This window comes from Nocardia grenadensis NBRC 108939 (genome assembly GCF_001613445.1).
Classification (GTDB): Bacteria; Actinomycetota; Actinomycetes; order Mycobacteriales; family Mycobacteriaceae; genus Nocardia; species Nocardia grenadensis.
Genome location: NZ_BDCJ01000006.1, coordinates 240,082 through 262,198 on the forward strand (window position 1 = coordinate 240,082; position 22,117 = coordinate 262,198).

Here is a 22,117-nt window from a genome sequence, read left to right on the forward strand (position 1 = left end):
ACGAGCCGGAGCCGAAGAACGCTTCGGCCTCGGCCACCGAATATCGAGGCGTTCACGATGGCCCGGTGGTGGCCACGCAGGATTCGGGGTTTACCGAGGCCCGGGCAGGGCGGGTGGCGGACCGGGGAGTGGTGACCAGAAATCGTCGCCGGGCGGGGCCTCCAGATCCAGTCTGCCGTCGGGGCGCCACTCGGCGGCCAGGCCGAGGCGCCAGGAGTGCAGATGGGCGCGCGGGATGGTGCCGGAGCGGTCGAACAGGGGATCGCCGAGGAGGGGGTGGCCGATCCAGGCCAGGTGTACGCGGAGCTGGTGGCGGCGGCCGGTGGTCGGGCGCAGCGCTACGACGGTGTGCTCGCGGTGCCGGGCGAGGACGGTGAACTCGGTGGTCGAGGGGTAGTTCTTGGTGTTCAGCAGGTCCGCTTCGGCAACGGACCAGCGGTCGCCGGCGCGGCGGATCGTTTCGCGCGGGGCGGCGACCCGGACGCGGTTCTTGCGACCCACGCTGAGCGGGAGATCGATGGTCCCGGTATCGGGGAGTTCGGGAGAACCGGCGGCGACGATCGCCAGGTAGACCTTGTCGGCGGTCTGCTTGTTGAACTGGCGGGTCAGCGGGCCGTGGGCGGACAGTTCCCGGGCGAACAGGATGAGGCCCGAGGTCACCTTGTCGATCCGGTGGACCGGGTACAGCTTCTCGCCGTGCGCCTCGGCGGCGGCCACGATATCGATATCGTGGCGCTCCCCGGTGACCGATATCCCGGCGGGTTTGTTCAGGGCCAGCACCGCCTCGTCCGCGATGAGCAGGCTGCGGGCGCGTAGCTCGGGCCAGTCGATATCCACCGGTCGAGCCTAGGAGCCGACGACGGCGTGCGGTCGAGCAGGCTCCGCCGGTGATATCACGCCACTCCCGGAATCGGCGAGTGAGCCGTGAGTCGGGGCCCGTAGCAGGCACAATGGCGACAGCAGGCCGTGAGTCAGTGATATCGCGATATCGGCGGTTCGGGAGGGTCTGGCCTTCCCGACCGCGTTCGACGACCGAATCGCCCGTCGAGCGGTGGGACAAGGTGTCCATCGGGCGCGAGAGCTAGCCGGACCGATCTCCCCAGGAGTGATGGTGGCCTCTTCGACTCCGCTGGATCCGGGCCGAGCCAGAGCCGGCGACCGTACCGTGACCGGCGCGCGCACGCTGATGCTGGTCCTGGCCACGGTGGGTTTCGCGCTCAATTTCTGGGCGTGGGCGCTGCTGAGCCCGCTCGCGCCGCGGTTCCGCGACGACCTCGGGCTGAATTCCTTCCAGGAATCGCTGGTAGTGGCCGTTCCGGTGATCGTGGGTTCGCTGGGACGGATCCCGATCGGCGCGCTGGCCGACCGCTACGGCGGGCGTCTGATGTTCCCGGCGGTTTCGCTGATCACGGTGCTGCCGGTGCTGTTCCTGGGCCTGGTCGGGCATTCCGCGTTGGCAGCCCTGCTGATCGGCGGTTTCTTCCTCGGCATCGGCGGCACGGTGTTCGCGGTCGGTGTCCCGTTCGTGAGTGCCTGGTTCCCGCCCGAGAAGCAGGGGCTGGCGATCGGTGTGTACGGGATGGGCATGGGTGGTACCGCCATCAGCGCCCTGACCACCGTGCGCCTGGTGGACGCGGGCAATACCGCCACACCGTTCCTGCTGTGCGCGGCCGCGCTGGTGATCTACGCGACCGCCGCCTGGTATCTGCTCCGTGACGCACCCGGCCACACCCCACCCACCGAATCCGTCACCGCCCGGCTGAACCGGACCGTACGGCTGCCCGCGACCTGGGCGGCTTCGGCGCTCTACGCCGTCACCTTCGGCGGCTTCGTGGCGTTCTCCGTCTACCTGCCCTCTTATCTGCGCACCGCCTACGACCTGTCCCAGACCGACGCGGCCAACCGGATGGCCGGGTTCGTGCTGCTCGCGGTGGTCATGCGACCGGTCGGCGGCTGGCTGGCCGATCGGTTCGACGCGCCGACGGTGCTCGCCGCCATGCTGTGTGCCGTCGTGATCGCCGCCTCCGTGCAGGCCACGACCCCAGGCCTGGCGCCGGTCGGCACCCTCGCCTTCCTGGTGCTGGCCGCCGCGCTCGGCGCGGGTAGCGGCGCCACCTTCGCGCTGGTCGCCCTGATCGCGCCCGCGGGCAGAGTCGGAGCGGTCACCGGGTTCGTGGGGGCGGCCGGTGGGCTGGGCGGCTTCGTGCCGCCGCTGGTGATGGGCGCCGTCTACGAGGCGACCTCCGACTACGGCCCGGGTCTGCTGGCGCTCGCGGTGGTGGCGCTGGTCGCGCTGCTGTTCACGCTGATCGTGGTGCGCCACCAGGTGGAGCGGGACCACATATGAGGCGATACCTCAGCCGGCGCTCCGGCCTTCGCGGGGCCGCCACCACACACCTCGAGGGAGGTGCGATACCGCCGCTACCACGGCTTCCACAGACCACGAGTGCACACTTCGAAGGAGGTTCTATGACTCATCGCCGCCCGCGGCAGGCGGGGCTCGACGACGAACTGACCGAAGCGCTGGTGGGTACCCGGCGGTTCTTCACCCGCGCGCAGATCTCCCCGGACCGGCGTTCGATGTTCGAGGTGGGCGGGCGGCAGGCGGACGAGTTCTACCGGGACCGCTGGAGCCACGACAAGGTGGTGCGTTCTACGCATGGCGTGAACTGCACCGGATCGTGTTCCTGGAAGATCTATGTCAAGGACGGGATCATCACCTGGGAGACCCAGCAGACCGACTATCCGTCGGTGGGCCCCGACAAACCCGAATACGAGCCGCGTGGTTGTCCGCGCGGTGCCGCGTTCTCCTGGTACACCTACTCGCCGACCCGGGTGCGCTACCCGTATGTGCGAGGTGTGCTGCTGGAGATGTATCGCGCCGCGAAGGCCGCCACCGGCGATCCGGTGACCGCCTGGGAAACGATCGTCGAGGACCCGGATTCGGCCCGGCGGTACAAATCCGCGCGCGGTAAGGGCGGTCTGGTGCGGGCCACATGGGACGAGGCGACCGAGATGATCGCGGCCGCCCATGTGTACACCATCGCCCGGTACGGCCCGGACCGGATCGCGGGGTTCTCACCGATCCCGGCCATGTCGATGGTGTCGCACGCGTCCGGATCCCGGTTCGTCTCGCTGGTGGGCGGGACGATGCTGTCCTTCTACGACTGGTACGCGGATCTTCCGGTGGCCTCGCCGCAGGTGTTCGGCGATCAGACCGATGTGCCGGAATCGGGGGACTGGTGGGACGCGGGCTATCTGATCATGTGGGGGTCGAATCTGCCGGTGACCCGGACTCCGGACGCGCACTGGATGGCCGAGGCCCGCTACCGCGGGCAGAAGGTCGTCGCGGTCTCCCCGGACTACGCCGACAATGTGAAGTTCGCCGACGAATGGCTGGCGCCGCACCCCGGTACCGACGGCGCGCTGGCCATGGCGATGGGGCAGGTGGTGCTGCGCGAGTTCTTCGTGGACCGCGAGGTGCCGTATTTCGCGAGCTACGTGCGTCAGTTCACCGATCTGCCGTTCCTGGTCCGGCTGGTGGAGACCGAGGGCGGCTACACCCCGGGCAAGTTCCTGACCGCCGCCGACCTCGACGAGCACGCCGGGGTGGAGAACGCCGCGTTCAAAACGGTGGTGCTCGACGCGGCCGGCCGCCCGGTCGTTCCGAACGGTTCGGTGGGTCATCGCTACGGCGAAGCCGGGGTGGGGAACTGGAATCTCGACCTCGAGGGGGTGGTGCCCCGGTTGACACTGTTCGGCGAGACTGCGGTGTCCGTGCTGCTGCCCCGCTTCGACACCGCGGCCGGTGACGATCCGACGCTCCGGCGCGGCGTGCCGGCGCGGCGGGTGAACGGCCAGCTGGTCACCACGGTGTTCGACCTGATGCTGGCGCAGTACGGGGTGCACCGGGACGGCCTGCCCGGGGTCTGGCCCATCGACTACGACGATTTCTCGCACCCATATACCCCGGCCTGGCAGGAAACGATCACCGGTGTACCGGCCGCCGCGGTCCTGCGGATCGCGCGCGAGTTCGCGGCCAATGCCGAGGAGAGCCACGGCCGCTCGATGATCATCATGGGCGCCGGGACCAATCACTGGTTCCACTCCGACACGATCTACCGAGCGTTCCTCGCCCTGACCACCCTCACCGGATGCCAGGGCGTGAACGGTGGTGGCTGGGCACACTATGTGGGCCAGGAGAAATGCCGGCCGGTCACCGGGTGGACACAGCTGGCCTCGGCCCTCGATTGGTCGCGGCCGGCGCGGCAGATGATCCAGACCGCCTTCTGGTACCTGCATTCCGACCAGTTCCGGTACGACTGGTTCGGTGCCGACAGACTCTCGGCCACCCCGGGCGCCGGCCGGCTGGCGGGGATGAGCACCGCCGACGTGATCGCGCAATCCGCGCGTCTGGGCTGGATGCCGTCGTATCCGACCTTCGACCGCAACCCATTGGAAGTGGCCGATGCCGCCGCGGCCGAGGGCGGCTCGGTGGCGGGCTATGTGGTCTCCGAACTGCGTTCGGGACGGATGCGTTTCGCCTGCGAGGACCCCGATGCCCCGGAGAACTTCCCGCGGATACTGAATGTGTGGCGGGCCAACCTGCTCGGTTCCTCGGCCAAGGGCAACGAGTACTTTCTCGAACATCTGCTGGGCACCGAATCGTCGCTGCGCGCCAAACCCACTCCGGCCGGCGCCCGCCCGCGTGATGTGGTGTGGCGGCCGGACGCGCCGCGCGGCAAACTCGACCTGCTGCTGACCCTCGATTTCCGGATGACCAGCACCACCCTGTTCTCCGATATCGTGCTGCCGGCCGCGACCTGGTACGAGAAGCACGATCTGAACACCACCGATATGCACCCATTCGTGCACTCGTTCAACCCCGCCATCGCACCGCCCTGGCAGACCCGCACCGATTGGGACGCCTTCCGGGCCATCGCCGAGAAGTTCAGCGAACTCGCCGGTCCGCGGCTCGGGGTCCGCAAGGATGTGGTCGCGGTGCCGCTGCTGCACGACACCCCGGACGAACTGGCCACCCCGCATGGCCGGGTCGCGGATTGGAAGACCGCGGATGTGGAACCCGTTCCCGGGGTGACCATGCCGAAACTGGTGGTAGTGGAGCGCGATTACGGCGCGATCGCGGCGAAGATGAACGCGCTCGGCCCGCTGGCGGAGAAACTCGGCGGCACCACCAAAGGCGTCACCTTCGATTTCGGGCCGGAGGTCGAGTACCTGCGGCACAAGAACGGCGTGGTCCGCGGCGGACCGGCCGACGGGCGGCCGTCGTTGCAGCGCGGTATCCAGGCGTGCGAGGCGATCCTGGCGCTGTCCGGCACCACCAACGGGCGCCTGGCCACCGAGGGTTTCCGCACCCTCGAACAGCGCACCGGAGTGCGGCTGGCCGATCTGGCCGCCGAACACGAGGGTAAACAGATCACCTTCGCCGACACCCAGGCCGCCCCGGTACCGGTGATCACCTCGCCGGAATGGTCGGGGTCGGAAACCGGGGGGCGCCGGTATTCGCCGTTCACCATCAATATCGAACGCCGAAAACCCTGGCATACGCTCACCGGCCGCCAGCATTTCTATCTCGACCACGACTGGATGACCGAACTCGGCGAGGGGCTGCCGGTGTACCGGCCGCCGCTGAACATGGCCGCACTGTTCGGCGAACCCGTGCTCGGTTCGACGGGGGAACTGGGCGTCACCGTCCGCTATCTCACTCCGCACAGCAAATGGTCCATCCATTCCGAATACCAGGACAACCTGTTCATGCTGAGTCTTTCGCGCGGCGGGCCCACCATCTGGATGGCGCCCGCGGATGCCGCGACCATCGGCGTGGCCGACAACGAATGGGTCGAGGCGGTCAATCGCAACGGTGTAGTGGTGGCGCGGGCGGTGGTCTCGCACCGGATGCCCGCCGGGACCGTGTACATGTACCACGCACAGGACCGGCTCATCGATGTGCCGATCAGCGAGACCTCCGGGCAGCGCGGCGGTATCCACAATTCGCTGACCCGGCTGCTGGTCAAACCCAGCCACCTCATCGGCGGCTACGCCCAGCTCAGTTTCGCGTTCAACTATCTCGGACCCACCGGTAATCAACGCGACGAGGTGACCGTGATCCGTCGTCGCAGCCAGGAGGTGAGCTACTGATGCGGGTGATGGCGCAGATGGCGATGGTGATGAACCTCGACAAATGTATCGGCTGCCATACCTGTTCGGTCACCTGCAAACAGGCGTGGACGAATCGGTCGGGCGTGGAATATGTGTGGTTCAACAATGTGGAGACCCGGCCGGGGCAGGGCTATCCGCGTACCTACGAGGATCAGGACCGGTGGCGTGGCGGCTGGGAACTGAACTACCGGGGCAGATTGCAACTCAAAGGCGGCGGCCGGCTGCGCAAATTGTTCACCATATTCAGCAATCCCATTCTGCCCGCGCTGAGTGATTACTACGAACCCTGGACCTACGACTACGAGAATCTGACCACCGCGCCGGCCCAGCGGCACACTCCGGTAGCCCGGCCGAAATCGCTGATCAGCGGCGGGGATACGAAAATCGAATGGTCGGCGAACTGGGACGACGATCTCGGCGGCGCGCCCGAATACGGCCACCGCGATCCGCTGCTGCGCAAACTGTCCGAACAGGTGCGTTTCGAATTCGAGCAGACCTTCATGTTCTATCTGCCGCGGATCTGCGAACACTGCCTGAATCCGTCCTGTGCCGCATCGTGCCCTTCGGGTGCGATCTACAAACGCAGCGAGGACGGCATCGTCCTGGTGGACCAGGACCGGTGCCGGGGCTGGCGAATGTGTGTCTCGGGCTGTCCCTACAAGAAGGTCTATTTCAATCACCGCACCGGGAAGGCGGAGAAATGCACCTTCTGTTTCCCACGGGTGGAGGTCGGGCTGCCGACCGTTTGCGCCGAGACCTGCGTGGGCCGACTGCGCTATATCGGGCTCGTTCTCTACGACGCCGACAAAGTGCTGGAGGCCGCGGCCACCCCGGACGAACACGGGCTCTACGAAGCGCAACGGGAGGTCTTCCTCGATCCCGCCGACCCCGAGGTGCGGCGGGAGGCCGAACGCGCGGGTATTCCGTGGGACTGGGTGGAGGCCGCCGACCGGTCGCCGATCTATTCGCTGATCAACACCTACAAGGTCGCGCTGCCCCTGCATCCGGAATACCGCACCATGCCCATGGTCTGGTACATCCCGCCGCTGTCGCCGGTGGTCGATATCGTGCGGGATACCGGCCACGACGCCGAGGATCACGGCAATCTCTTCGCCGCGATCGAGGCATTGCGAATTCCGGTGGACTATCTCGCGCAGCTGTTCACCGCGGGCGATCCCGGCCCAGTGACCGCCATCCTGCGCCGGCTGGCCGCCATGCGCAGCTATATGCGCGATATCAATCTCGGCCGGGAACCCCAGGAACGTATCGCCGAGGCGGTCGGTATGTCGGGTGAACAGATCTACGATATGTTCCGGTTGCTCGCCCTCGCCAAATACGATGAGCGCTATGTGATTCCACCCGCGCACACCGAATCGGCGCACGGGCTCGAAGAACTCGCCACCGAATGCAGTCTCGACTACGCGGGCGGTCCGGGAATGACCGGCTCCGGGCCATTCGGCGAGAATTCGGGTGGGGTCTCGCCCATCGCCGTGGAGAACTTCCGGATGCTGCGCAACCGGCAGACCTCCGAAACCTCCACCAGTATCGGCGGCCGTGGCCGGGTGAATCTGCTCAACTGGGACGGAAAGGTTCCCGACGGGCTGTTCCCGCCGGAGGGCGTAAACCGGGGTCCCGGTGACATGGAGTCGCCGCGATGAAAACGACCAGGACGAACGCCCTCGACCCGGCCACTCGGGCCGCGGCCTGGCAGGTGCAGTCCCTGCTGCTCGGCTATCCGGACGAATCCCTGCGCCGTAATCTCGATCTGCTGAGCACGGTGTCGGCGACGCTGCCGCCTCCGGTCGGCGCTCCGCTCACCCGGTTCCTCGGCCATGTGCGAACCCGGTCTGTCTTCGAACTCGCCGCCGACTATGTGGCGACCTTCGACCACCGCAAACGATTCAGCCCTTATCTCACCTACTTCGCCTACGGTGACACCCGCAAACGCGGTGTCGCCCTGTTGCGGTTCAAACAGGCGTACCGCGAGGCCGGGCTGACACTCTCCGAGGAGGAACTGCCCGACCACCTGTCCGTGGTGCTGGAATTCGCCGCGGCCGACAACGCCGAGACCGGGTTGCGTCTGCTCACCGAGCACCGAGCCGGTCTCGAGGTGATGCGTCGCGGTCTGCGGGAGACCGGCTCGCCCTGGGCCGACGTTCTCGAATCGATCACCGCCACCCTCCCCGCCCTCGCCGGGACCGAAGAGGACGCCGTCGCCCGGCTCATCGCCGCGGGCCCACCGGAGGAAGCCGTCGGCCTGGCCCCGTTCGCCCCGCCACAGCACCTCCCCGATCCCGCCGTATTACCAGCGTCCCGGAGAACCCCGGGGGGCACGGAGACGGCCGCGACCTTCCCGGGGTCGTCGGCGTTCGAGGTCGGGGCCCGCGCCGGTTCCGGAGCGACAGAGCGAAGGAGCGCAGCGACCGATCGGCGCAGTGGAGAACCGGGATCACGAGGGCCCCGACATGCGGCGCCGGAGGTGTCGCAAAGCAACACGGAGGCGTGCCGATGAACTCATTGCTGCTCGCCGCACCTGGTGAGAACCTCACCGCGTTCGACATCCTGCTGTGGGTCGCCCTGCCCTACGCCGCCATCGCGACCTTCCTGGTGGGCCACTACTGGCGCTACCGCTACGACAAATTCGGCTGGACCACCCGCTCCTCCCAGCTCTACGAGAGCCGGCTGCTGCGCCTGGGCAGTCCGCTTTTCCATTACGGAATCCTGCTGGTGATCATGGGCCATATCGTCGGCCTGCTGGTTCCGGAGGGTTGGACCGAGGCCGTCGGCGTGGGCGATTCGGTGTACCACATGGCCTCCGCCAGTCTCGGGATCGTGGCCGGTGTCGCCACCCTGGCCGGTGCGGCCATCCTGATCTACCGCCGCCGCACCACCGGACCTGTCTTCTCCGCGACCACCCGCAACGACAAGATCATGTACGTACTGCTGCTCGGCACGCTGGTACTGGGCTTCGGCACCACACTGGTGAACAATGCGAACAACCATCCGCACGACTACCGGGAGACGGTCTCCCCGTGGTTCCGCTCCGTCCTCTCCTTCCGCCCCGACACCGACCTGATCCTCGCCGCGCCCCTCGGTTTCCAGCTCCACGTGATCGCCGCCTGGTTGCTGTTCGCATTCTGGCCGTTCACCCGGCTGGTCCACGTGTTCTCGATGCCGATCGGGTACCTGACCAGGCCCTATATCGTCTACCGCAGCCGGGACCGGGAGTTGGGATCCAGGCCGCAGCGGCGGGGGTGGGAACGGATCCAGTAGGACGACCGTGTTTCCACTATGCCCTTGTCGGCTATCGACGTATATGACACCATACGCATATGTCACTCAAGCGCACTATGGTGTATGCCGATCCCGAGGATCTCGCGATCATCAAGGAAGCGGCGGCGCGTACACAGACGAGTGAGGCCGAAATAATTCGCGAAGGTATTCATTTGGCGGCACTCCGAGTACGGCGACGTTCCGAGCCGCTGCGCCTGCGCCGGTTCGCCAGCGGCGATCCCACCCTGGCGGATCGTGTCGACGAAATCCTTGCCGACGACGACGCGGAATGACCGCCTCCACATCTCCGGCGCGTATAGGGATCGTCATCGCGGACACTTCCGGCCTCCTCGCCGCCTTCGATACGTCCTCGGCCGAAAGTGACAAGGCTTTCGCGGTCCTCGAATCGGCCGGGCTCGTGGTTCTGTCGCCGCTCGTCCTGGCCGAACTCGACCACGTGGGCCGTCGTGCGCTCGGACAGCGGCATGCCGCCTCGATGATCGAGGACATTGCGGCCGAAGCGCGTCGCGGATCATTCGAAATCGCCACGGTGACAACGGATATTCTCGACCAGGCCAATGCCGTACGCACTCTCTATCCAGCGCTGTGTCTCGATCTCGCGGATGCGGTATGTGTGGCCCTCGCCGCTGAATACGAAACGAATTCGGTGCTCACGCTCGATCGCCGTGACTTTCGGGCACTCGGCCCGCTGACCCGCCACCAAGCGTTTCGGGTTCTTCCCGACGACCTGTGACTGTCGCGGACGAGGCGCTTTCGGGGGCCTGCCGAACTCGTGCTTCGGCTGCCACGCGCTGTTATCGGCCCGAGGGCGGAAAGCTGGATCTCGGCCGGTGGCTGATGCCACGCATATCCTTGACGTAATGATCGCGTCAACCTATCGTTGCGGAATGCTGTTTCCCACTCCTGCGCTGACCAGCGAAGACAGCGACGTGCTGGCCGAGGTGGACCGCATGCGGGGCGAGCTTCGTCATCAGCTGCAAGAGGTGCCTGCGAAGTGGGCCGGGGGGTTGCGGAAGTTTCTCACAGCCGACGCCGTGGCGGCGTCGAACTCCATCGAGGGTTTCAAGGTGGCCACCATCGACGTCGAGGATTTGCTCGCCGGCGAGCGCGATGTGGATATCTCCGAGGAGAACCGCGCCGAGACACTCGCCTACGAGCAGATGATGACCTACATCCAGACCCTGCACGATGTCGAGGATTTCGCCTACAGCAAGGGGTTACTCAACGCGCTGCACTGGATGTTGCAGGGGCATAGGCATTCTCCGCGTAAGCCGGCGGGACAGTGGCGACGGGGGCCGGTCTATGTGACCGATGCCCGCGACCCGAGCATCGCCGCGTACACCGCGCCGGAGGCCGATGCTGTGCCTGCGCTCATGGCGGAGCTGGTGGAGTGGCTCGAGACAGCGGACGGCACCCATCCGCTCGTCCGTGCCGCGATGGCCCATCTGCATCTTGTGTCCATACATCCCTGGGTCGACGGAAACGGCCGGATGTCGCGCTCGCTACAGACGCTGATGATCGCGCGGGAAGGGGTGCTCGCTCCGGAGTTCTCTTCGATCGAGGCATGGCTCGGGCGACCGGGCAATACGTGGGAGTACTACCAGGTGCTGGGACGCCGGGGTAGTGAGTATCTGCCCGACCAGGATGTATCGGAGTGGATTCGGTTCAATCTGATCGCCTACCACCAGCAAGCGCAGACTGTGCATGCGCGCTTCGTCCGGTCCGGACGGGTGTGGGAACACTTGCTGGAGTTCGCCGTCGCCGAGTCACTCGACGAGCGGCTCGTCACCGCGTTGCACGACGTCGCGATGGCGGGCCGGGTACGCCGGAGCCGCTACGAACGCAGCGAGAGTCTGAGCGTTCAGCAGGCCCAGCGGGACCTGCGTGAACTGGTGCGTCGGCAGATCCTGGAGCCGGTGGGACGGACCCGCGCCCGGTTCTATGTCGCCGGTGCTCGCTTTCCCGAAAAGGTTTCCGAGGTGGCGCATACGCCGACGACACTGCGGAACCCCTACCGCACGTAGTCGTTTCCCGCCGGCCGCCGGTCCGTGGGTCCGAGCGCGAACTCGGGCGGCGGTGCGGATTGTTGATCGTCTGTCGGGTGTGGCGTACCACTCTGGTCCAACCATGCGAATGCGTGTTAACTTAAATCGAACGGTCATTAACTTGACCGGCCGGAACGAGCAATTCAGGAGGGACTATGCAGTCCGCCGTCATCGTCGATGTGGTTCGCACGCCGTCCGGGAAGGGTAAGGCCGGTGGGGGGTTGTCCGGGGTACACCCGGCGACTCTGCTGGCCGGGGTACTGAGCGAGCTGCTGCAGCGCAACGACCTGGATCCGGCGCTCGTCGACGATGTGATCGGCGGCTGCGTGACCCAGAGCGGGGAACAGGCCTTCAATATCTCCCGCACCGCCGTACTGGCCGCGGGATTCCCCGAATCGGTACCGGCCACCACGGTGGACCGGCAGTGCGGATCCAGCCAGCAGGCCGCGCATTTCGCCGCGCAGGGTGTGCTCGCGGGCGCCTACGATATCGCCATTGCCTGCGGTGTCGAGTCGATGAGCCGGGTGCCCATGTTCTCCAACGCGCAGGGGCGCGACGCCAATCGCGGTCCCATCGTGCACCAGTACCCGGAGGGGCTGGTGCAGCAGGGTGTCGCCGCCGAGATCCTGGCGGCGCGCTGGAAGTTCGACCGGGCCACCCTCGACGAATTCGCGGCCCGGTCCCATCGGCTGGCGGCCGAGACCGCCGCGGCCGGCGGGTTCGACCGGGAGCTGGTCGCCGCCGGGGCGCTGACCGCGGACGAGACCATCCGGGCCGGATCCACTCCGGAGAAGCTCGCGGGCCTGAAGCCGGCCTTCGTCGACGAGCAGTACACGCGGCGGTTCCCGGAGATCGACTGGTCCATCACCCCGGGCAACTCCTCGCCGCTCACCGACGGGGCGTCGGCCGCGCTGATCATGAGCGAGCAGGCCGCTACGAAGCTCGGACTGCGGCCGCGGGCGCGTTTCCATTCCTTCGCGGTGGTGGGTGACGACCCACTGCTCATGCTGACCGCGCCCGTGCCGGCCTCGAAGAAGGTGCTGGAGCGGGCCGGGCTGACGATCGACGATATCGACGCCTACGAGGTCAACGAGGCGTTCGCGCCGGTGCCGCTGGTCTGGCAGCACGAGCTGAACGCCGACCCGGAGAAGCTGAACCCGCGCGGCGGGGCCATTGCGCTGGGGCACCCGCTGGGCGCCTCGGGGGTGCGGATCCTGGCCACCATGGTCAACCATCTCGAGCAGACCGGTGGCCGGTATGCGCTGCAGACCATGTGCGAGGCGGGCGGTCTGGCGAACGCCACCATTATCGAACGTCTCTGATCACCGAACACGGCCCTCGGGACTACCCCGGTCCCGAGGGCCGTGTTCCGTGAGGTGCGCCGTGGGCCCGAGGCTGTGGTGCAGGCTTGCCGCCGGTCGATGGGGAACCACGGTGCGGCTCGGGTCAGAAGCGGCGTGCTCCGACCACGGGCGAATACGACATCGGCGATATCTCCACAGTGGAGGTCGCGGCGTGGATCACCTGACCGTCTCCGGCGTACAGCGCCGAATGGCCACCACCGCTGTAGGAGATCACATCGCCGACACGCAGCTGGTCGAGCGGTACCGGTGTACCGGCGGCCAGCTGGGACCAGCTGGTGCGCGGTACCTGCACTCCGGCCTGCTGGTATGCCCACTGCACCAGCCCCGAACAGTCGAAGACGTTCGGTCCGGCACCACCGGTGACGTACGGTGCCCCGAGCTTGCTGCGCGCCGCCGCCACGGCGATATCGCCGACGGCCGGGGCGGGCACCACCGGCGGGGTGAGTGCGCCGATACCGGGGATTTCGGCCGGCAGGGGTATCTGATCGGGAATTTCGAAGGTGCCGAAGCCGGGCAGGGTGACCGGCTGGGCCTGGGCGGGTGCCGTTGTTCCGAGAATGGCGCCGGCCGCGGCGGCGAAAAGAGCCAGTGCGGCGCAGCGCTGACGTATCGGTACAGAATCCATAATTGCGGTCCTCCGTGCTCAGGTCGAGAGCCGGTGGGAGCGCGAACGGTTCGTACCGCCGAATGCGCGAGGAGAACATCACCGACCACTCGAACAGCGTTGGAAATACACCACAGCTATATGTCGGTCCTGCAAACCCGGGGAGTCATATTTCGCGTGATCGCGCGCCGATCGGTAAACGACACGGGCAATGCGGATCACGAAGAAATAACTATCTATATTTCCGCAGCGTAGCGGCGGTGTCCGAATTCAGCTCGGGCGATATCTGGCCTTGATGTGGAACCGCTCGCCCTGCGGACCGTAGATGCTCAGATACTCCACCGGATGCTCGTCGGCGTTGCCGAACCAGTGCGGCAGATGGGTATCGAATTCGGCCACTTCCCCCGGTGTCAGGATCATGTCCCGGTCGCCGAGTATGAGCCGGAGTCTGCCGTTGAGCACATAGAGCCAGTGGTAGCCCTCGTGGGTGTGCATTTCGGGTTCGGCCGCGGCGCGGCCGGACAGGATCTGTTTGTAGGCCTGCAGGCCGCCCGGTCGGCGGGTCAGCGGGATGAAGGTCTGACCGTGCCGGGTCACCGGGCGGGTGTGGACCCGGGGGTCGCCGGTCTCCGGCGCGTCGACGAGTTCATCCAGCGGCACCTGGTGGGCCTTGGCCAGTGGGAGCAGCAGTTCGAGGCTGGGTTTTCGCTGCCCCGATTCCAGGCGCGACAGCGTGCTCACCGGGATGCCGGTGACCTCGGACAGTGCTGCCAGCGTCGTACCGTTGCGGCGGCGTAGTTCGCGCAGCCGTGGGCCGATCGCCTCGATGACCTCGCCGAACTCCCGATCCATCCCTCTATTGCAGAACTGGCAAATTAATTTGTCAAGCCAGCTGTTTGTTCGGATGCTGGGGTCATACCTCACGGGATCAGGAGTAACGGATGGACCAGCAGTTCTGGGACGATATGTACGGCGAGAGCGAACGGCGGTTCAGCGGGTTGCCGAATGACGCCCTGGTGGCGGAAGTGACCGGTGCGGCACCCGGCCAGGCCCTCGATCTCGGCTGTGGAGAGGGAGCGGACGCCTACTGGCTGGCCGAACAAGGCTGGCAGGTGACCGCGGTGGATATCTCGCAGGTCGCGCTGGACCGCGCGGCGGCCGGGCACCCGGAGATCTCGTGGCAGCGCGCCGATATCACCGTCACGCCGATGCCGCCCCGTTCCTTCGACCTGGTGTCGGCGTTCTATTTTCCGATCGCGCACGAAACCGATCACGCCACCGTGCGCGGGTTGCTCGAGGCCGTGGCCCCGGGGGGAACCTTACTGTTCGTCGCGCACGACCCCACCGAATTCCCGCCGCGCGAGGAGCATTCGCACGGGAGTGGGCATTCGCACGCGGGCGACGGACCCTCACCTCGGTTCGACCCCTACGAGTTCTATCAGCCGTCCGAGATCATCGAACTTCTCGGTGACGGCTGGACCGTGGAGGTCGACGAGCGCCGCGACCGCAACCGGCCCGCCGCCGGACATCAGGTCAAAGACCTTGTCCTGCGGGCACGGCGCGTGCGCTGACAGCGCGGCGTGGGCTCGGTCACCCGGATGTATGCCCACCTCGGGTTTCGGTGATCGGCCGAGTCCGCGCGTCGTAACGCGCTTCTATCAGAGCTGATTGCTATCGTCGGCTCCACCTGTGTGCGGAAACTACTGTCGGCGCCGACTGTGCGCGGAAACCGGAACCACGAGGTGGAGGGTTTGTTCATGCGGCTGTACCGGGTTCACGGGCTCGCGGCCGCGGCGGCCGCCACCGTGGTAGTCATCGTGACCGTGATCCTGGTGGTGGCAACCCAATCCGCGCGCCACCCGGTGCACCGCGACACCTCGCCGGCGGTATCGCCCGCCGAACTCGCCCAGCAGTGGACCGATCTGCACGACGGTCCGCAGCCGTATCCCGAAACGCGGATCGACAAAGACGTACTGATCACCATGAGCGACGGTGTGGTGCTGAAAGCCGATGTGTACCGGCCCGCGGCGGCCGGCGGGGCGGTGGAGACCCGCCCGTTGCCCACGATCGTCACCATGACGCCGTACTCGAAAATGATGTCGAGCATGATCGATTCGGCGCTGGGCGACCCCGAAGTGCGACGGTGGACCATGGATCTGGTCCGCCGGATCAACCTGACCGGCACCCCGATCAGCGGATTCGAGGATCTGCTGCACGCGCTGGACGGCGGCACGGTGGCGACCGTGCTCGGGCTCGACAGCCAACTCGTCCGCGCCGGTTACACGATCGTCTCCGTCGATGTGCGCGGTACCGGGCAGTCGCAGGGGTTGTGGGACACCCTCGGTGAGCGCGAACAGCTCGATACCCGCGAGGTGATCGAATGGTCGGCGCGGCAGCCGTGGTCCAACGGGCGGGTCGCCATGAGCGGTGGTTCCTATGCCGGGATCAACCAGTTGCGTGCCGCGGAGAACGCCCCGAAACCGCTACAGGCCATCTTCCCGGTCGAACCGGGTAGCGATCTCATGCGCGATGTGGTGGCGCCGGGCGGCGGTGTCGGCGTGACCTTCCTGCCGCTGTGGCTCAATCAGGTGAACCAGGCCAAGCTCATGCCCGATGTGAAGGCCATGCTCAACGGCACCTTCGACTGGCAGTGGCTCAGCGACCGTATGGCCGATCCCGCGACGAACTACGATCTGCTCGCCCAGGCGCTGCTCACCCCGTCCCTGCGGGATATGCCGCCGGCCCTGGCCGACGCGTTGGACGAGAACAGCGCCTTCCGCCAGGGCATCATGGGCCATCCGGAGAAGATCACCGTGCCGACCTTCGTCTACGGCGGCTGGCACGATATCTTCGCCAACAGCGCGACCACGCTCTACAACGACATCCCCCTGCCGCCGGGCCGCAAACAGCTCATCGTCGGCGACACCTACCACGCCAACCCCGGTGCCGGGACCGGACGCCCCGGGGCGCCGCCGCGACTGGACGTGCTGCAACGCGCCTGGTTCGACCACTGGCTCAAGGATATCGACAACGGCATCACCGACTACGGGCCGGTGATCGTCTGGGAGCAGGGCGGGGACTGGGTCGTGCTCGACCGGTTCCCCCAGCCGGGTATGACGCACCGGCGGGTGTATCTGTCCGGGGCGGCGAGCGGAACGACCGGCGACTCGCTCCACGACGGCTCGCTCACCGATCGGCCGGGCGCGTCCGAACGGCTCACCGTGTCCCCGGGCCTGACCAATTTCTGCTCGCGGGACATGGCGCAGGGTTCGGCGGGGATCGGCGCGGCGCTGGACATGTGCGCCAAGGATTCCCGTATCGCCGAACGCAACGCGCTCACCTTCACCAGCGAGCCGATCGCCGAACGCACGATTCTGTCCGGCCCGATCAATGTGCACCTCAACACCGTGCACGACACCGCGGACGGCTACTGGAACGTCACGGTCAACGATGTGGCGCCCGACGGTACCTCGACGGTGCTGAGCACCGGCCAGCTCACCGCGTCGCTGCGGGCGATCGACGAGTCCCGCAGTACCCGCTCGGCCAACGGTGACCTCACCGCGCCGCACAATCCGCTCACCCTCGACAGTGTGCAGAAAGTGGTGCCGGGCGAGCCGGTGACGCTCGATATCGCGGTCATCCCGATCCAGGCGGTCCTGGCGCCCGGGCACCGGCTGCGGCTCGACGTCTTCGCCGGCAATTCGCCGAAGGCATTGGCATTCCGGCCCATGCTGAACGACAGCGAGCTCGCACCGCAGCATCTGGAACTGGATCCGGCCGCGCCGAGTTTCGTCAACCTGCCCACCGACCGGCCGCTGTTCGTCGCGCCCGCCGAACCCGCGCAGGCCGCGCCGCGCCCGGTGCCGGCTCCGGCTTCGCAGCCGGTACCGGCACCGCAGCCCGCGCAGGCCCCCACTCCGCCCGCGGCCCCGGCGAACCCGTCCGCCACGCAGCCGAACCCGCCCGCCGCACAGCCCGAGAAGCCGAACCCGCGCGCCGAACAGCCGGCACAACCGGCGGTTCCGACCGCACAGCCGGGAATTCCGGGCGCACAGCCGGCCGAAACCCACGCACCTCAGGGGGCTTCCACGCCGCCGGCCCCTTCGGCCGAGGCGCCCGTTCCCGCACCGGACCCCACCGCGCGCCCCGCCGAGGTCGCACCGCGGCCCGTGCCCGCCGCGGTTCCGTAGACCACCCGGATCGCGACCGCGTTCGCCCTACTGCCGCGCGCCCGCCGACTCCGGCGGTCTCCGGGATCCCGGCCCGCCGGTATCCGGGCCGCTGCCCGGACATGACGCAGATCACCGCGGGATTCGCCCGGACCGGTCGCGCGCCCGCCGGCGCGTCGTAAGGTTTCGCCCATGGTGTCGCAGGAGAGGGCCGAACTGGTGCGGGCGGCGGCCGAGGCGAGCCTGCTCGCCGGTCGCCGGCGCTACAACCGCAACGAGGTGGCCGAAAGAGCCGAGGTGACACCCGAGCTCGCCCGGCGGCTGTGGGTCTCGCTCGGTTTCCCGGCCAGCGAGGACGATTGGGCGCGCGATTACACCGACGCCGATATCGCGGCCATTCAGCGGTTCCGGGAGGTGGGTGCTCTGGCCGGGGCCGATACCCGGCAGCAGGCCGCGACGGCTCGCACCATCGGGCAGACCATGGCACGGCTGGCCGAATGGCAGGTGGATCTGGTCCTGGCCGAGATCGATCGACGTGTCGCCGCGGCCGGAACGGACGGGGACCGGGAACAGATCACCCGTACCGCCACCGCGGAAACGGTGGAACTGCTGGAGGGCCTGCTGTCCTACGCCTGGCGGCGCCACCTCGACGCGGCACTCGCGCGGAATCTGGAGGAGACCGGTCCGCCCGCCGATTCCACCCGGGTGCTGGCCGTCGGATTCGCGGATATGGTCGGCTACACCCGGCTCACCCGGCATCTGCATCCCGACGAACTGTCCACGCTGCTGGAAGCGTTCGAATCCACCACCAACGACGCCATCGCCGAGAACGGCGGCTGGGTCGTCAAGAACGTCGGCGACGAAGTGATGTTCGCGGCCGAATCGCCGCTGGCCGCGGCCCGGATCGCATTGGCCCTCCAGGAATCCACCATGACGGTGGGCACCACACCGGAGTTGCGGATCGCGCTGGCCTACGGGCCGGTGCTGCAACGTTTCGGCGACCTGTACGGCTCGGTGGTGAATATCGCCGCCCGGCTCACCGGTGTCGCCCGGCCGGGCACGATTCTGGTGGACGACGGGGCCGCGGCGGAACTGGACGGCGAGTCCGAGCTGAGCATCAAACACCTGCGGAGTGTGCGCGTACGCGGGTTCAACCGGCTGCGTCCGCATCTGCTCCGGCGCAACGGCCGGGCCGCGTCCTGACCCCTCCCAGCGGCATTATCGGTTTCAGCATATGAGATTTCTGACACCGTAAATCTCACTATGGGTAGGGTCGTCGCGGGAGCCGGTCGCGGCTCACGCGTGAAAAGGAGACCAGGATGGCCAAGGGCTACGTCATCGTGACCGAGCTGATCAAGGACCCGGCGGGGATGGCCGAATACGGTAAGGCAGCCGGAAAGGCGATGGCCGCCGGGGTGAAGGTCCTGGCGATCGACACCAAGTTCGAGGTCCTCGAAGGGGAATGGCCCGCTACTCAGACCGTGGTGCTGGAATTCGAATCTCCCGAAGCGGCCCGGGCCTGGTACGAGTCCGAGGAATACCAGGCGGCGATCCCGCTGCGCCAGGCGGCTGCGGACTGCAACGCGGTAATCGTCAACGGGCTGTAGTCGCCTCTGTCCGCGTGCGGCCCGCGTAGGGCCCTCCGGCCGTGGCGGTTGCCGCCGCTGTGGCCGGGCGAGCGACGCGGTGGCGCGCGTTCGCCGGCCGCGGCCGGGCCGGGTATCTAGGCTGACGAGGTGACCCTCTCCGAGCGCATCACCCCGACCGGCCGCTCGATCGTACTGGAGCTCTCCGGCGTACGCGCCGAGATCGGCACCGTGGCCGCCGTCCTGCGTGGGCTGACCGTCGGCGGCGTCGCGGTCACCGAACCGGTTGCGGCCGAGTCGACGCCGCCGATGGGCGCCGGAATCGTGCTGGCGCCCTGGCCCAACCGGGTCCGCGACGGGATCTGGATCCTCGACGGATTACCCCAGCAGCTCGATATCACCGAACCGGCGCGGTCGAACGCGATCCACGGGTTGCTGCGCAACACCGGCTACGAGGTGCGGGAACTGTCGTCCGCCGCAGTGACCCTGGGCGCGCTCATACCACCCCAGCACGGCTGGCCGTTCCTCCTCGACACCTGGGTGCGCTACGAACTGCGCTCCGACGGGCTCGCCGTGACCCACGGCGTGGTGAACCACGGCGACCGGCCGGCACCGTACGCCGTGGGCGCGCACCCGTACCTCCGGGTCGGCGAGACGCCGGTCGAAGACCTGGTGCTGACGGTCTCCGCCGCAACCTATTTCGAAGTCGACGCCCGCATGAATCCGGTGGCCGAACACCCGGTCGAGGGCACCCGTTACGACCTGCGGGCCGGAGTGTCGCTGCCGGAGCTGGACCTGGACACCCCGTTCGGCGGGGTGACGCCCGCAGCGGCGGCCCGGCTCACCGCGCCCGACGGCGCGACGGTCGAACTCGTCCAGGATGCGGGGTGGGAGTACCTGCAGGTTTTCACCCCGCGGGAGTTCCCACGCCCGCGGGGACAGGGGCTCGCGGTCGCGCTGGAACCGATGACGGCCCCGCCGAACGCGCTGAACTCGGGTGACGGATTGCGTCACCTCGCACCGGGTGCGCGCTGGGAGGGCGGATGGCGTATCCGGTACACGCCCGGGGCCGACGGGGATCGTTGAATTCGCGCGGGGCGGCGGAACAGCGGGGCCGGATACCGGTTGTTGGAGGATCGACTAGCACGGTTCGACGGCGCGGTCACGATTTTGCGGTCCACGCTGTTCATGTCGAATACCGCGCATTGGTGGTCGGCGGGAATTCGGCAGTCCCGGACCGCGTCCGCGCCGTATGCCGATGTGGCTGTCGCGCCGATCGTCCGGAAACCGAGGGCATGGCCCGCTACCGCCGCGCCCGCGGCAGTCCTTCGGGGCCGGGGGCGACGGGCGGTCGGCTCACCTGTCGGCCAGCACCAGTGCGAATCGTTCGGCGGGGTCGGTCCAGGCGCGACGCATACGGAAACCGGCGGTGGCCAGTTCGGCGCGGAACCCGGACAGCCGGAACTGCGCCGAGATCGCGGTGCGCAGCTGCTCTCCGGCGGCGAAATCGACCACGAGATCCAGATCGGGGATCGTCACGCGCATCGCCTCGGTGGCCGCCAGGCGCATTTCGATCCATTCGAGGTCCGGGTCCCACACCGCGAGATGGGCGAATGCGAGCGGATCGAAATCGGCGCCGAGTCGGTCGTTCAGTACATGCAACATATTGCGGTTGAACTCCGCGGTCACTCCCGCGGCGTCGTTGTAGGCGGCAATCATCACGGCGGGGTCGGTGACCAGGCCCACGCCGACGAGCAGCTGCTCGCCCGGCGCGAGGACCTGGTGCAATTCGCCCAGGAATGCGGTGCGTTCGAAGGGTGGCAGATTACCCAGGGTGCCGCCGAGCAGCGCGATCAACCGGCGGCCGCCGGGCGGGAGTGCCGCGAGCATGGTGGTGAAATCACTGACGATGCCGTGAATGGACAGATGCGGGAATTCGCCGCTTGTCCAATCGGCCGCGGCCCGTAGCGCGGTTTCGGAGACATCCTGCGGTACGTAGGAGCACAGCGAGCCGTGCGCGGTGAGCGCGTTCAGCAACAGCCGGGTCTTCTCGGAGGACCCCGAACCGAGTTCGACCAGTTCGGTCGCGCCCGAGGCGTGCCGGGCGATCTCGTCCGCCGCGGTGTGTAGCAGTTCGCGTTCGGTGCGGGCGGGATAGTACTCCGGCAGCCGGGTGATGAGGTCGAACAGCGCGTTTCCGCGGGCGTCGTAGAACCATTTCGGGGGCAGCCATTTCCGGGGACCGGACAAACCCCAAAGCACATCGGTGCGCAGTTGCTCGCGCAGATCGGCCTCCGTGAGCTGAATATCGAAGGTGGGTGCGATAGCCATGGGATCCCTCTCTGTTCCGCGGCCGTCGCCGTGAAGTTAGGGCAACCGTGGCGGCGGGACATCCGCCAACTTCCAGCGGAATATCCGCACTTGTGCGCGATCTGTGGGGGTACCGGCTTTCCGTATCCGCGCAGATCGGCGAGGGATGCCGGTATCGCGGGCAGGCATTTCCCCGGAATCCACCGGGTAATCGGTCCGCGTGGACCCACTTGGCATCCTTCTGGCAAACTCGAGTGCGTGCCAGTTTCGGTCCTTACGGTGAAGTCGTGCCGGGCAAATATGGGCATTACAGATGTGGATTTATCCCACCCGTGGCCGTTCCGCAATCGCGCCGCCGCTTGACACCCGCTACCCAGGAGGCAATATTGGCTACTGGTCGGACAATGATCGGATGCCGCGCCGCGGACAGCACGCACCGCTCCTGGACAGGAGAGATGGATGCCGATCTTCTCGCCGGAATTCTCCGGCCGTCGCCGCGATATGTCGGCCGGACATCATCCCGATGCGCGGCTCACCGCCCCGACGGCTGTTACGCCGATCGCGG

General features: G+C 67.5%; 17 protein-coding genes and 1 pseudogene. 14 read left to right on the forward strand and 4 right to left on the reverse strand.

Features of this window, described 5'->3' with window-relative positions; all coding sequences use genetic code 11:
• Positions 1 to 90: 90 nt before the first annotated feature.
• Positions 91 to 837 (reverse strand): RluA family pseudouridine synthase, encoded by a 747-nt coding sequence (locus NGR01S_RS08060; RefSeq protein ID WP_063035539.1) that lies wholly within the window; start codon positions 835 to 837, stop codon positions 91 to 93.
• Positions 838 to 1,108: 271 nt separating this feature from the next.
• On the opposite strand from NGR01S_RS08060, the gene NGR01S_RS08065 reads away from it, so the two are divergent.
• The 9 genes from NGR01S_RS08065 to NGR01S_RS08105 all read left to right on the forward strand — a co-directional run bounded on the left by NGR01S_RS08065 (position 1,109) and on the right by NGR01S_RS08105 (position 12,841).
• Positions 1,109 to 2,347, forward strand: coding sequence for an MFS transporter (locus tag NGR01S_RS08065; RefSeq protein WP_063035540.1), 1,239 nt, complete (start codon positions 1,109 to 1,111; stop codon positions 2,345 to 2,347).
• A gap of 122 nt (positions 2,348 to 2,469) precedes the next feature.
• Complete coding sequence (locus NGR01S_RS08070) at positions 2,470 to 6,159, forward strand: nitrate reductase subunit alpha (RefSeq protein ID WP_063035541.1); 3,690 nt, start codon at positions 2,470 to 2,472, stop codon at positions 6,157 to 6,159.
• On the forward strand, positions 6,159 to 7,838 hold the full coding sequence (gene narH / locus NGR01S_RS08075; protein WP_063035542.1) for a nitrate reductase subunit beta: 1,680 nt from the start codon (positions 6,159 to 6,161) through the stop codon (positions 7,836 to 7,838). The genes NGR01S_RS08070 and narH overlap by 1 nt, the downstream gene beginning before the upstream one ends.
• Positions 7,835 to 8,692, forward strand: a complete 858-nt coding sequence (gene narJ / locus NGR01S_RS08080) for a nitrate reductase molybdenum cofactor assembly chaperone (protein WP_157107164.1) — start codon at positions 7,835 to 7,837, stop codon at positions 8,690 to 8,692. The genes narH and narJ overlap by 4 nt, the downstream gene beginning before the upstream one ends.
• Positions 8,689 to 9,453, forward strand: coding sequence for a respiratory nitrate reductase subunit gamma (gene narI / locus NGR01S_RS08085; RefSeq protein WP_063035695.1), 765 nt, complete (start codon positions 8,689 to 8,691; stop codon positions 9,451 to 9,453). The genes narJ and narI overlap by 4 nt, the downstream gene beginning before the upstream one ends.
• Positions 9,454 to 9,512: 59 nt before the next feature.
• Positions 9,513 to 9,746, forward strand: coding sequence for a ribbon-helix-helix protein, CopG family (locus tag NGR01S_RS08090; RefSeq protein WP_063035543.1), 234 nt, complete (start codon positions 9,513 to 9,515; stop codon positions 9,744 to 9,746).
• Positions 9,743 to 10,207: a PIN domain-containing protein gene (locus NGR01S_RS08095; RefSeq protein WP_218020746.1), complete on the forward strand. Its 465-nt coding sequence runs from the start codon at positions 9,743 to 9,745 to the stop codon at positions 10,205 to 10,207. Before NGR01S_RS08090 ends, NGR01S_RS08095 begins: the two co-directional genes overlap by 4 nt.
• A gap of 154 nt (positions 10,208 to 10,361) precedes the next feature.
• Positions 10,362 to 11,498, forward strand: a complete 1,137-nt coding sequence (locus NGR01S_RS08100; RefSeq protein WP_063035544.1) for a Fic family protein — start codon at positions 10,362 to 10,364, stop codon at positions 11,496 to 11,498.
• Positions 11,499 to 11,674: 176 nt separating this feature from the next.
• Positions 11,675 to 12,841, forward strand: a complete 1,167-nt coding sequence (locus NGR01S_RS08105) for a thiolase family protein (protein WP_063035545.1) — start codon at positions 11,675 to 11,677, stop codon at positions 12,839 to 12,841.
• A gap of 124 nt (positions 12,842 to 12,965) precedes the next feature.
• Here NGR01S_RS08105 and NGR01S_RS08110 read toward each other — a convergent pair whose 3' ends face one another.
• Complete coding sequence (locus NGR01S_RS08110) at positions 12,966 to 13,508, reverse strand: C40 family peptidase (protein ID WP_063035546.1); 543 nt, start codon at positions 13,506 to 13,508, stop codon at positions 12,966 to 12,968.
• 249 nt (positions 13,509 to 13,757) lie between these two features.
• Complete coding sequence (locus NGR01S_RS08115) at positions 13,758 to 14,339, reverse strand: helix-turn-helix domain-containing protein (RefSeq protein WP_063035547.1); 582 nt, start codon at positions 14,337 to 14,339, stop codon at positions 13,758 to 13,760.
• Positions 14,340 to 14,428: 89 nt separating this feature from the next.
• Between NGR01S_RS08115 and NGR01S_RS08120 the strand changes: the two genes are divergently transcribed.
• The 5 genes and pseudogenes from NGR01S_RS08120 (at position 14,429) to NGR01S_RS08140 (ending at position 20,328) form a co-directional block, all read left to right on the forward strand.
• Positions 14,429 to 15,058: a class I SAM-dependent methyltransferase gene (locus NGR01S_RS08120; RefSeq protein ID WP_063035548.1), complete on the forward strand. Its 630-nt coding sequence runs from the start codon at positions 14,429 to 14,431 to the stop codon at positions 15,056 to 15,058.
• A gap of 186 nt (positions 15,059 to 15,244) precedes the next feature.
• Positions 15,245 to 17,305, forward strand: a pseudogene (locus NGR01S_RS08125) (CocE/NonD family hydrolase); the annotation flags it as partial.
• A gap of 543 nt (positions 17,306 to 17,848) precedes the next feature.
• Entirely contained in the window at positions 17,849 to 18,859 is a 1,011-nt protein-coding gene (locus NGR01S_RS08130) for an adenylate/guanylate cyclase domain-containing protein (RefSeq protein ID WP_063035549.1), read from the forward strand.
• 116 nt (positions 18,860 to 18,975) lie between these two features.
• Entirely contained in the window at positions 18,976 to 19,263 is a 288-nt protein-coding gene (locus tag NGR01S_RS08135) for a DUF1330 domain-containing protein (RefSeq protein WP_063035550.1), read from the forward strand.
• 129 nt (positions 19,264 to 19,392) lie between these two features.
• A complete protein-coding gene (locus tag NGR01S_RS08140) occupies positions 19,393 to 20,328 on the forward strand; it encodes an aldose 1-epimerase family protein (RefSeq protein WP_245664483.1) in 936 nt (311 codons plus the stop codon).
• A 270-nt stretch (positions 20,329 to 20,598) separates the two neighbouring features.
• On the opposite strand, the gene egtD is transcribed toward NGR01S_RS08140, so the two are convergent.
• Positions 20,599 to 21,573, reverse strand: a complete 975-nt coding sequence (gene egtD, locus NGR01S_RS08145; RefSeq protein WP_063035551.1) for an L-histidine N(alpha)-methyltransferase — start codon at positions 21,571 to 21,573, stop codon at positions 20,599 to 20,601.
• Positions 21,574 to 22,117: the final 544 nt, after the last annotated feature.

What these genes read in the sequence shown, in the direction of transcription:
- egtD (WP_063035551.1), bottom strand. Translation starts at nt 21,573, where the DNA reads ATGGCTATCGCACCCACCTTCGATATTCAGCTCACGGAGGCCGATCTG.
- NGR01S_RS08065 (WP_063035540.1), top strand. Translation starts at nt 1,109, where the DNA reads ATGGTGGCCTCTTCGACTCCGCTGGATCCGGGCCGAGCCAGAGCCGGC.
- narJ (WP_157107164.1), top strand. Translation starts at nt 7,835, where the DNA reads ATGAAAACGACCAGGACGAACGCCCTCGACCCGGCCACTCGGGCCGCG.
- NGR01S_RS08135 (WP_063035550.1), top strand. Translation starts at nt 18,976, where the DNA reads ATGGCCAAGGGCTACGTCATCGTGACCGAGCTGATCAAGGACCCGGCG.
- narI (WP_063035695.1), top strand. Translation starts at nt 8,689, where the DNA reads ATGAACTCATTGCTGCTCGCCGCACCTGGTGAGAACCTCACCGCGTTC.
- NGR01S_RS08095 (WP_218020746.1), top strand. Translation starts at nt 9,743, where the DNA reads ATGACCGCCTCCACATCTCCGGCGCGTATAGGGATCGTCATCGCGGAC.
- NGR01S_RS08120 (WP_063035548.1), top strand. Translation starts at nt 14,429, where the DNA reads ATGGACCAGCAGTTCTGGGACGATATGTACGGCGAGAGCGAACGGCGG.
- NGR01S_RS08115 (WP_063035547.1), bottom strand. Translation starts at nt 14,339, where the DNA reads ATGGATCGGGAGTTCGGCGAGGTCATCGAGGCGATCGGCCCACGGCTG.
- NGR01S_RS08100 (WP_063035544.1), top strand. Translation starts at nt 10,362, where the DNA reads ATGCTGTTTCCCACTCCTGCGCTGACCAGCGAAGACAGCGACGTGCTG.
- NGR01S_RS08110 (WP_063035546.1), bottom strand. Translation starts at nt 13,508, where the DNA reads ATGGATTCTGTACCGATACGTCAGCGCTGCGCCGCACTGGCTCTTTTC.
- NGR01S_RS08130 (WP_063035549.1), top strand. Translation starts at nt 17,849, where the DNA reads ATGGTGTCGCAGGAGAGGGCCGAACTGGTGCGGGCGGCGGCCGAGGCG.
- NGR01S_RS08105 (WP_063035545.1), top strand. Translation starts at nt 11,675, where the DNA reads ATGCAGTCCGCCGTCATCGTCGATGTGGTTCGCACGCCGTCCGGGAAG.
- NGR01S_RS08070 (WP_063035541.1), top strand. Translation starts at nt 2,470, where the DNA reads ATGACTCATCGCCGCCCGCGGCAGGCGGGGCTCGACGACGAACTGACC.
- narH (WP_063035542.1), top strand. Translation starts at nt 6,159, where the DNA reads ATGCGGGTGATGGCGCAGATGGCGATGGTGATGAACCTCGACAAATGT.
- NGR01S_RS08090 (WP_063035543.1), top strand. Translation starts at nt 9,513, where the DNA reads ATGTCACTCAAGCGCACTATGGTGTATGCCGATCCCGAGGATCTCGCG.